General features: G+C 38.2%; 4 protein-coding genes. 3 read left to right on the top strand and 1 reads right to left on the bottom strand.

Annotated features, from left to right (window positions below):
• The coding region (locus QZ620_RS13710; protein ID WP_295182724.1) for a PAS domain-containing protein at positions 1 to 381 on the top strand (381 nt) is incomplete at its 5' end.
• Between the two features lie 21 nt (positions 382 to 402).
• On the top strand, positions 403 to 807 hold the full coding sequence (locus QZ620_RS13715) for a response regulator (RefSeq protein ID WP_295182726.1): 405 nt from the start codon (positions 403 to 405) through the stop codon (positions 805 to 807).
• Here the strand turns inward: QZ620_RS13715 and QZ620_RS13720 are convergent.
• The gene (locus QZ620_RS13720; RefSeq protein ID WP_295182728.1) at positions 776 to 1,888 is read right to left on the bottom strand and encodes an endonuclease/exonuclease/phosphatase family protein; all 1,113 of its coding nucleotides are present in this window, start codon (positions 1,886 to 1,888) and stop codon (positions 776 to 778) included. The two genes, QZ620_RS13715 and QZ620_RS13720, sit on opposite strands and share 32 nt — an antisense overlap.
• Before the next feature lie 378 nt (positions 1,889 to 2,266).
• Here QZ620_RS13720 and QZ620_RS13725 point away from each other — a divergent pair, with 378 nt between their 5' ends.
• A complete protein-coding gene (locus QZ620_RS13725; protein ID WP_295182732.1) occupies positions 2,267 to 3,394 on the top strand; it encodes a hypothetical protein in 1,128 nt (375 codons plus the stop codon).
• Positions 3,395 to 3,444: the final 50 nt, after the last annotated feature.

Consider the following 3,444-nt stretch of genomic DNA (forward strand, 5'->3'; position numbering starts at 1 on the left):
AGTATTCAGAATCTTACTATTGAATATAGGTTTCGATGCGCTGATGGATCTTATAAATACATGCTGGATCGAAGTCATTTAATGCTCGACTCTCAACAGAAGCCTATCAGAATTATAGGCTCACTGCAGGATATCACTGAGCGAAAAAGTCATCTTATCGCCATTCAAAATCATAATAAGCGATTGAAGGAAATAGCCTGGATGCAGTCCCATATAGTTCGCGCACCCTTGGCAAAGATAATGGGCTTGGTAGATTTGATGATAAACTATCGAGAAGATTTAGGTAACATCGATGAAATACTAGAAAATATATTAATTTCGGCGAATGAATTGGATGGGATCATCCGAGAAATTGCTGTGAAGACAGAAAATGAATTGTAGCAATCCCCAAAATTACCCTATATGTTACGTACAATAATTATTGATGATGATGACATTATCACTTTTTTACAGAAAAAAATTGTTTCTAAAAGTGGTTTGGATACTGAACCTTTAGTCTTTAAGGATGCATATAAAGCTCTTGAATTTCTGGAAAATGAAGCTAGTCAGGAAGAGGAATACTTGATCATGCTGGATATCAATATGCCTGGTATGTCTGGCTGGGAATTTTTAGACCATATCAAAAAATTACCTTTAGATGAACGCTTGCATGTAGTGATGGCAACCTCATCTATAGATCGAAAGGACAAACGTGAAGCGGCAAATGATCCACATGTCGTAGATTTTATTGAGAAGCCTCTGTCAGCAAGACATTGTGAAAAGTTAAAGGGAATCTCTAAGCTTGCACCCTATTTCCAATTGAGCTAAAGGGAATCTTCTCGACTAGAGGATTTGCAGTTTTAATTTTTTCTTCGGCCCAATCCTTTTCCTCTTCATCAGGTGCATCAGTGTCTTCATTGATCGCTCCCGCAATAGGTTCGTGATTCAGCTTAATATACATTGGGAAGTGGTCTGAGCCTATACTTTTCTCCCTAGCAATATCGATAAGTGTAAAATCTCTGGTGTGGAAAACATGATCCAGAGGCCAGCGTAATAAGGCGTAACCTGTATGAAAGGTATTGAAGAAGCCTCTACCAATCCTTGGATCCATGAGTCCGCTCAACTTTTGAAAAAGTCTTGTAGTTCTTGACCAGGCTACATCATTCAGATCACCGAATACTAAAGTTGTATGTTTTTCACTGTCGATATCCCGACCCAACATCAAAAGTTCAGCATCTCGGTTAGTACTGGTATCACTTTCCGTAGGACTTGGAGGCATTGGGTGTAGACAGTGTATATTCACTTTCTTGCCACTTCTTAGAACTACTATTCCATGAATAGAGGGAATATCATGTTGCACCAGATATCTTACTTTTATATCCTCAAGTTTCAGTTTTGAATACAAGTGCATACCATAAAGATTATCCATAGGAATCTTGACCGTGTACTTATAATCTTTTTCAATAACCGACATTTCATCTTCCCAGCGCTGGTCAGATTCCAAGGTTAAAAGAATGTCCGGATCACGCTTTTTGACCAGTTCTATAAGTTTATCACTGCGTTTATTAGGTGTAAGTACGTTACTAACTAAAATGGAAATCGAGGCATCTGGATCACTGCCTTTAAATTTCATAACCTGTTTACCCGAAAGATATGTGTAGGGATAAATTTTTACGAATTGATACAGCAAACTTATAAAGAGGACAGCAATAGCTATAAGATGCCAGTCTTTATCGAAATCATAAACAACTATGGAAGCGATGATCACGCAGATAATTAAAAAGCTGATCTGTATTCTTGGAAAATCAAATCCACGAATCCACCATTGATCAAATCTGGTAGCTGATGCAATCGTAGGAATACACATAACTACTGAAAAAAAGATCACGATAATCTCTCCAATGCTCATACTGGTCGTTTATGATTGGTTATCAAGTCTAGAATAATTCCATTGAGAAATCATTCCATCCTTAATCTGTAGCGCAAAAATCTACTACAGGCCTCTAAGATAGTATTTGCATCGCAATTGTAAAAGAGAGCCTAAGTAGCTATAGTTTTTAAATGCTATGTTCTATTTCTAATTGATTTCCTGAACCCTTGTCAATATGAGCCTGCAAAGGCTAATTTGATTTATTCTACTTAGAAACACCACAGCATAAGCCCTGGAATTTATGACAAAAATAACATCCTGTGTTGAGAAGGTAGAACATCTTAGTTAACATAACTTTAGTCTCTGTGCATCATCAGGCGTTTTTAGATTCTTCTGAAAAGCATTAATTTTATTACTATGAAAAAGAAGGAGAAAGAAGTAAGGGGCTTTGTTTTCAATAAATTCGAAGAACCAGAAAAGTCTGTGTTTGACAGGCTTTTTGACATCTTCAAAGAGATCATTACGCATACCTCTGGAGATCTGGACGAGGCTTTAGACTGGCTTAGACAATTGGATGATGAGTATCAACTTACTACCGATGATTATTCGATCGATGATTTCGTTGAAGAGCTGAAGCAGAAAGGCTACATCAAGGAAGAGATTGAACCAGATGGTAACGGTGGAATGAGCATTACTGCGAAAGCCGAACGTGCTATACGACAGCAAGCGCTGGAGCAGATCTTCGGAAGATTGAAAAAAGGTGGCGCAGGAAATCACAGAACTAACAAAACAGGAAGAGGAGATGAACATACCGGAGACTTCCGGCAATTTCAATATGGAGATTCTTTAAGTAGGATTTCTATGACCGAAAGTCTTCGAAATGCCCAGATAAACAATGGAATTGGTGAATTCAGCATGTCTGAAGAAGACCTGGTAGTAGAAGAAACTCATTTTAAATCACAAATGAGTACCGTACTTATGATCGATATAAGTCACAGCATGATCCTATACGGCGAAGATCGTATCACTCCAGCAAAGAAGGTAGCGATGGCACTTTCAGAATTAATAACTACGCGGTACCCTAAAGACACTCTGGATATCCTGGTTTTCGGAAATGATGCCTGGCCAATTTCAATTGCTGAATTACCATATCTAAAGGTTGGTCCCTACCACACCAATACAGTAGCCGGACTTGAATTAGCAATGGATCTCTTGCGCCGAAAGAGAAATACCAACAAACAGATCTTTATGATCACTGATGGTAAGCCCAGTTGCATCAGGGAAAAGGATGGAAGTTATTATAAAAACAGCGTTGGACTGGATCCTTATGTAATCGATAAATGTTATAATAAAGCAAGGCAGGCTAGAAAGCTAAGAATTCCCATTACCACCTTTATGATCGCCCAGGATCCATACCTTACCAGGTTTGTAGAGGAATTTACCGCCGCCAATCAAGGGAAGGCATTCTATACTGGATTAAAAGGATTGGGTGAAATGATCTTTGAAGATTACGAATCGAACAGAAAAAAAAGAATTAGAGGATAAAGCTATGAATACGAAAGATATCAAGACACTTGGAGCATTAAAATCTTCAG

This window comes from uncultured Christiangramia sp., assembly GCF_913046405.1.
Lineage (GTDB): Bacteria > Bacteroidota > Bacteroidia > Flavobacteriales > Flavobacteriaceae > Christiangramia > Christiangramia marina.